Genomic DNA, 6,511 nt, shown 5'->3' with positions numbered 1-6,511 from the left:
CGCGACCGCCGCCAGCACCGCGGCGAGCAGGTCGGCCGGTGGGTACGCGCGGTCGCCGAGCCGCACGGTCGGCTCGTCCACCCGACGTTTCGGGTTCGCCTCGAACCGGGCCGGGTCGGCCTGCGCCAACCGTCGGGCGTCCCAGCCGGTGTGCAGGGTGCCGTCCGGGTCGGCGTAGACGGCGGACGGACTGAGCGGTTGACCGTCCATCAGCAGCGGACGGGTCCGCCCGTCCGGCCAGCGCAGCACCGCGACCGTGTTGGACGTACCGAGGTCGACGCCGAGCGCGAAACCCTCGTGCTGGCCTGCCATTGCCCGATACCTCCGCCGCGACGAGGGGAACTCGACCCCGCATCGTACGCAGGCCCCGCCGCACCGCTGATCACTCGGTCCGGGGTGGTCGGTGGTGCCGGGTCAGTGGGTGGAGTGGACGCCCACCACCTCGTCGCCGCTGGTCTCCCCGGTCAGTTGGAAGCCGAGTTTCAGGTAGAACCGCTCCGGGCCGTCCGGCCCCGGGTCCCACGTCGTGTAGACGCGGTCGTGCCCCCGTCGGCGGGCCTCGTCGCGAACGGCCTGTACCGCGAAGCGGCCGTACCCCCGGCCCTGGTGCGCGGCGGCGATGTTCAGCCGCCACAGGCCCGAGCGCCTGTCGTCCGGTCGGGCCGGGTCCCACACGATGTCGAAGAAGCCCATCAGGAAGCCGACGATCTCGTCACCCTCGACGATCAGACGCGGCCACGCGACCTCCGGTTGCGCGTACGCCTCGGCGAGGGACCAGGCGACCGGAGACGAGAACTTCTCCTGGTCGGGCCGGACGCTCACCCGGCAGGCGGCCTCCACGTTGTCCTTGGTGATCGTCTCCAGTCGCGGCACGCCGGCCACCCTACCGAGTGGGACTGCGCAACAGCCCGTCGAGCAGCCCGCGCAGGCCGAACTGGAACCAGGTGTCGAGGTCGGTGTCGGGTCTGGTCTGCCCGGCCGCGGCCAGCCAGGGTCGCTCCCGGGTCCGGCCGGTCCGCTCCAGCCGGCTCAGGGTCGCCGACCACCAGGCGTGGTAGGGGGTGTCAGCCGGGTCTTGCCGGATGAGCAAGGCCATGCCCTGGATGTAGCCGCTGAGCGCCAGGTAGGCGCGGAACGCCTCGGCCGGGTCGTACCCGGCGCTGGTGAACGCCGCCACGACCCGGTCGACCATGGCGAGTACCGCCGGCCCGGTCGGCGGCCGGTCGGTGGCGAGGACGGCCAGCAGCCAGGGATGGCGGCGGTACATCGTCCACTCGTCCCCGGCCAGCCGTTCGAGCCGTTGGCGCGGATCACGCGGTAGTGGTGCGGTGCCGGGCGGGCGGGTGGCGGTGATCTGTTCGGCCATCGCGGCGAGGAGGTCGGCCCGGTTCCGGACGTGCCGGTACACGGCGTGGGCGGGCATGCCGGCGCGTTGGGCGAGGACCCGCAGGGAGACAGCGTCCAGGCCGCCGGCGTCCGCCAGTTCGACCGCGAGGGCGACCAACCGGTGGCGCGGATCGCCGCCGGTGGGCGCGGGCAGGTCCCGCACCCGACGCGGGGTGCTGGTGGGGCCGTGCTCACGACGCCTGCGGTACGCGCGGGCCTGGCAGCGCCGGGAGCAGTAGCGGCGCGGGCGCCCTCGGCCGGCGCCGACGGGCAGCTCCACCTCGCACTCGACACACCGGGCACTGAGCACGCCGCCTCCAGTTTCGTCACGGCACTCCGTGTGACGAAAGTACTGCACGTCGTCCGCCCGGCGGCGACAGGATCGCAGGCATGAATCCGCCCAGCCGCAGAGATCTGCTCCGCGTCGGCGCAGTCGCCTCCGCCGCCGTCCTCTATCCGTCCCCGGTCTCCGCCGCCGCGCCACCGGCGGGCGGCCCGCCCCCACTCGGCCCGGTCCGGGTGCGGCCGGACGACCCCCGGTACGCGGACCTGGTCCGCCGCGGCAACCGACGGTTCGTGGGCACGCCGGACGAGGTGCGCGTGGTCGGCTCGACCGAGCAGGTCGTCGCGGCCGTACAGGATGCCGTCCGCACCGGCCGACGGGTGGCGGTACGCGGCGGCGGGCACTGCTTCGAGGGGTTCGTGGACGACCCCGCGGTCCGGATGGTGATCGACCTGTCCGGACTGACCGAGGTCTACCACGACCCCCGACGGTTCGGTTTCGCGGTCGAGGCGGGCGCCACGCTCGGTGAGGCGTACCGCAGGCTCTTTCTGGGCTGGGGGGTGACCCTTCCCGGTGGCTCGTGCCCCGGAGTCGGCGTCGGTGGCCACATCACCGGTGGCGGTTACGGTCGTCTCTCCCGCCTGCACGGACTCGTGGTTGACCACCTGTACGCGGTGGAGGTGGTCGTGGTCGACCGCGGCGGCACCGCCCGTGCGGTGGTCGCCACCCGGGAGCCGACGGACCCGCACCGCGACCTGTGGTGGGCGCACACCGGCGGCGGCGGGGGAACCTTCGGTGTCGTCACCCGCTACTGGTTCCGCTCGCTTCCCACCCCACCCGCGCGGGTACTGGATTTCACCATCACCTGGCCGTGGGCCGGCATGGACGAGCCGGGCTTTCACCGACTCGCCGGCAACTTCGGCCGCTGGTGCGCCCGCAACAGCGCGCCCGACTCCCGGGGCCGGCACCTGTACGGCGAGTTGGTGCTGTCCCGCCCGCAGGTTGGCGGTCACACCCTCGCCGGTCAGGTCCCGCACGGCAGCCGACACCTGCTCGAGGAACTCGTCGGGGCGCTCGGCGACGGCGTCGGTGTCACGCCGACCGTCTCGGCGCAGACGCTGCCCTGGCTGACCGCGGCCCTCGGCGGCCACAGCGACGACGGCAAGGGCTGGCGGTTGAAGGTCAAGTCCGCCTTCCACCGCCCGCCCCTCACCGAGCGGCAGTTGCACGTGGCCTACCGCCACCTCACCCGCGACAGTGACCTACCTGCCGGCTCGGTGAGCCTCAACACCTACGGCGGGGCGATCAACGCCGTGGCACCGACTTCCACCGCCGCCGTCCAGCGGGACGCGTCAATGCTGCTGTTCTACCTCGCCGGCTGGGGCGACCCGGCCGCGGACCCCCGGCACCTGGCCTGGATCCGCGAGTTCTATCGGGACATGTACGCCGACACCGGCGGTGTGCCACCGGACGGCGCCTACATCAACTATCCCGACGTCGACCTCACCACCGCGACCCGACCATGGCCGGAGATCTACTTCGGGTCCAGTTACCGGCGGCTGCAACAGGTCAAGGCCCGCTGGGACCCCCGCGACGTCTTCCACCACGACCTGTCGGTACGACCACCCGGCCACTGACCGCAACCTGGCACCTGCGTCGCGTTGGCCTAGGGTCGAGCGGCCGGGCCGTCCCGATCGGTTCGTGCCGCGCGGAGCAGCCGGAGCTGACCGATCTCCGCGACGTTCTTCATCAGCTCCGAGTTGACCCAACCGATGGTGTGCGTGACGGTGTGGTCGGTCCCGTCCGGCCAGGGGAACGTCGCGACGCGGTCGAGGTCACTGTCGGTGAGCTGGTCGAGCAGACCCAGCCATTCGGTGCGCAGGCCACGCAGCCAGGCGACACTCGGCTCACCCGCGCCCGGCCAGGCAACGGCCGTGCGCTGCCGCGCCGATCCACCCCGGAGATGGTCCATCGTCACGGTCCACCACCAACCGACGTGCCAGGTGAGCCAGCCGATCGTCGGCGCCGGGACCGGGTCGGGTTCGGTGTCGGCCCAGTCCGGGGTCCAGGTGCCGTCCGCGCTCTGCCGCACCGACCAGCAGTGGGCGGCCGGCTCCCAGAGGAACTCAGCGGGGTCGAGTCGCTCAAGGTGGTACTCGAACAGCGACCACGTCAGGTCGAACTGCCAGCGCAGGAGGGCCAGCGGCGCTACGGACATCCGGAGATTCTGTCGGGGCGCCGGCACCGCCGTCGACAGAATAATCACTCGATGGCTCGTGACAGTGCCCGGCGGCTCGGTGCGTGGGCCCCCAGATCAGCTGGCGGGATCGGCGGGGCAGCGGGTGGAGAGGGCGTAGCGGAGCAGGACCACGTCGCCGATCTGGCGGGCCTCGGCCAGGCGGGCGCGGCGACCCGGGTGCCAGGGGAACCGGCCCTCGCCGACGAACCGGGGCGCCCGGCCGTCCCCGACGAAGAACGGGGCGACCACCAGGTGCAGTTCGTCGGCGAGACCGGCGGCGAGGAACTGGGCGTGCACCGTCCCGCCGCCCTCCACCATCAACCGCTGTACGCCCCGCGCGGCCAGGTCGGTCAGCACCCAGCCCGGGTCGACGGGCTCACCCGCGTCGACGACGGTGGCCAGTCGGCCGACCCGTTCCTGGGTCTTCTCCAAGGCGCCCGTGGCGCAGTAGACGAGCCGGGCCGGATCACCGGCGGTGAAGAACCGGGCGGTGGGGTCGAGGTCACCCCGGGCAGTCAGGGTGACCTTGGTGGGCGAGGCGGGTCGACCGGCCGCCACCCGCTCGTCCCGGCGACCCGGGGAGCGCACCAGCAGCCGAGGGTCGTCACGTCGGACGGTGCCGGCGCCGACCAGGATGGCGTCACAGCTGGCCCGGACCGCGTCGACCCGGTCCAGGTCCTCCTCGTTGGACAGCAGCAACCGCTGCTCGGAGGCGTCGTCGATGTACCCGTCGATGGAGGTGGCACAACTCAGCAGCACGTACGGCCGCGTCGGCTCCGGCCGCGAACTCATCGGGAGACGGGCCGCTCAGAAGAACGGCCCGCGAGCGCGTCCGCCGCCTCGGCTGCCTCGACCTCCGCGGCCTTGGCCGCCTTCGCCGCCAGGTAGTCGGCGTTGGCCGGGGAGAGGAAGACGCTGGTGAGCACCCGTTCGGCCACGTCCACGCCCAGCCGGGTCAACTGCTCGGCCTTGTCCGGGTTGCTGCTCAGCAGTCGGACCCGCGGCACGCCCAACGTGGCCAGCATCTGCGCGGCGGAGGTGTAGTCCCGCTCGTCCTCGCCCCGGCCCAGCGCCACGTTGGCCTGGTAGGTGTCCAACCCGGCGTCCTGCAACGCGTACGCGTCGAGTTTGGCGTACAGGCCGATGCCACGGCCCTCCTGGCGGAGGTAGAGCAGGAAACCGCCGGTCTCGGCGATCCGCTGCACCGCCTCCCGCAGTTGCGGCCCGCAGTCGCAGCGTTCGCTGCCGAACACGTCGCCGGTCAGGCACTCGCTGTGCGGACGGACCAGCGGGGCTTCTCCCCCGGCGGCGAGCCGGTCCAGGGCACCCGCCCAGTCGCCGAGGCCGAGGGCCAGGTGCTCCCGACCGTCCACAAGGCCCTTGAAGGTGAACACCCGGGCCGTCGTGGTGTAGCCGTCCGGAAACGCCAACGGCACCGTGACCTGCGTGCGGATCGTGGCAACCGGCAATGCTTCGGGCATGGGACTCCTTTGTCCGGCGTCACCGCCGTCCGGCGACGCGTACCGTCTCACAACCGACTCAACAGCCGCCGCCGGAGGCGGCTTCCCGGGCTGCCACCGGAATTCGACGCCGACGGGCGAGCAGCACGGCGGCCCCGGGCAGGCTGGCCACCAACACCAGTGCGCCGTAGACGGTGGCGGTGGCGACGCCCTCGGCCGCGCTGAGGCCGGCCGCGCCGAACACCCACGCCGCCACCCCCTCGCGCGGTCCGAAGCCGGCCACGTTCAACGGCAGGCCCATGGCGAGCAGGGCGAGCAGCGTCAACGGCAGCAGTCGGGACAGCGGGGCGTCCGATCCGGCGGTACGCGCCGCCACCAGGAAGGTGGCCAGGTGACCGGCGACCATCACCGCCGAGGCGACAAGCACACCGAACCAGGTGCGCCGCGCCAGCAGCCCCGAGCGCACGTCCGCCACGGCGGTACGCAGTGCCGTCGCCCAACGCGACCCACCGCCGTTGGGAAGGAACCGGGCCAGCAGCACGGCGGCCAGCCCGCCGGCGACGAGCAGGGCGGCGGCGACCGGCAGGTACGGCCGCACCGGGGACGGGAAGGCCGCGAGCACCACCAGCGCGACTCCGAGCAGGACCACCTGCCCGGCGGTACGCTCCCAGACCACCGCGCGGATGCCCCGGCTGACGTCACCGGCGTCGCGGCCGTGGCGTACCGCCCGGTGCACGTCGCCGAGCACCCCGCCGGGCAGGGTGGCGTTGAGGAACACGGCCCGGTAGCAGTGCGCCACGGCGGTCGCCAGCGGCAGGCGGACGCCGAGGCCCCCGGCGACCAGGCTCCACCGCCACGCCGCGCAGACCGTGGTGAGCACCCCGATGACCAGCGCCGCTGCCAACGCTGGCGCGTCGATCAGTCGTACTCCGGCGAGGAACGGGCCACTGCCCACCTGCCACAGCAGGACGGCGAGCAGACCCACCCCGCCGACCACTCGTGCCCAGGCCCAGAACATCGGCGCCGGCCCTCCCCTTGAAGATCGTCCACTTGCCCTAGTGCACGTACCCAGGGCGTGAACGGTTCATCCACCGGCGAGGAGGTCACTGTGTTCGACAAGCACGGTGAGCCGGCCGGCCGCCG

General features: G+C 73.0%; 7 protein-coding genes and 1 pseudogene. 1 reads left to right on the top strand and 7 read right to left on the bottom strand.

Annotation, left to right across the window (positions count from 1 at the left end; translation table 11 throughout):
• From PSH25_RS22255 to PSH25_RS22245, 3 genes and pseudogenes are all read right to left on the bottom strand, one after another.
• Window positions 1-312 (bottom strand): annotated as a pseudogene (locus tag PSH25_RS22255) (Hsp70 family protein); the annotation flags it as partial.
• A 102-nt stretch (window positions 313-414) separates the two neighbouring features.
• On the bottom strand, window positions 415-873 hold the full coding sequence (locus PSH25_RS22250) for a GNAT family N-acetyltransferase (protein WP_238660915.1): 459 nt from the start codon (window positions 871-873) through the stop codon (window positions 415-417).
• A gap of 10 nt (window positions 874-883) precedes the next feature.
• Window positions 884-1,696 carry a TetR/AcrR family transcriptional regulator gene (locus tag PSH25_RS22245; protein ID WP_238660914.1) on the bottom strand — a complete coding sequence of 271 codons (813 nt, stop codon included), beginning with the start codon at window positions 1,694-1,696 and terminating at the stop codon, window positions 884-886.
• A gap of 80 nt (window positions 1,697-1,776) precedes the next feature.
• Between PSH25_RS22245 and PSH25_RS22240 the strand changes: the two genes are divergently transcribed.
• Complete coding sequence (locus tag PSH25_RS22240; RefSeq protein ID WP_238660913.1) at window positions 1,777-3,306, top strand: FAD-binding oxidoreductase; 1,530 nt, start codon at window positions 1,777-1,779, stop codon at window positions 3,304-3,306.
• 29 nt (window positions 3,307-3,335) lie between these two features.
• Here PSH25_RS22240 and PSH25_RS22235 read toward each other — a convergent pair whose 3' ends face one another.
• The 4 genes from PSH25_RS22235 to PSH25_RS22220 all read right to left on the bottom strand — a co-directional run bounded on the left by PSH25_RS22235 (window position 3,336) and on the right by PSH25_RS22220 (window position 6,386).
• Window positions 3,336-3,887: a DinB family protein gene (locus PSH25_RS22235; protein ID WP_238660912.1), complete on the bottom strand. Its 552-nt coding sequence runs from the start codon at window positions 3,885-3,887 to the stop codon at window positions 3,336-3,338.
• A gap of 96 nt (window positions 3,888-3,983) precedes the next feature.
• Complete coding sequence (locus tag PSH25_RS22230; protein WP_238660911.1) at window positions 3,984-4,700, bottom strand: RibD family protein; 717 nt, start codon at window positions 4,698-4,700, stop codon at window positions 3,984-3,986.
• Window positions 4,697-5,389, bottom strand: coding sequence for a GTP cyclohydrolase II (locus tag PSH25_RS22225; protein WP_238660910.1), 693 nt, complete (start codon window positions 5,387-5,389; stop codon window positions 4,697-4,699). The genes PSH25_RS22230 and PSH25_RS22225 overlap by 4 nt, the downstream gene beginning before the upstream one ends.
• A 58-nt stretch (window positions 5,390-5,447) precedes the next feature.
• Window positions 5,448-6,386: a lysylphosphatidylglycerol synthase transmembrane domain-containing protein gene (locus PSH25_RS22220; protein WP_238660909.1), complete on the bottom strand. Its 939-nt coding sequence runs from the start codon at window positions 6,384-6,386 to the stop codon at window positions 5,448-5,450.
• Window positions 6,387-6,511: the final 125 nt, after the last annotated feature.

The organism is Micromonospora foliorum, assembly GCF_022229015.1.
In the GTDB taxonomy this organism is placed as follows: domain Bacteria; phylum Actinomycetota; class Actinomycetes; order Mycobacteriales; family Micromonosporaceae; genus Micromonospora; species Micromonospora foliorum.
The sequence above is the reverse complement of the archived record's forward strand: the minus strand, read 5'-3'. Positions and strand labels throughout refer to the sequence as shown.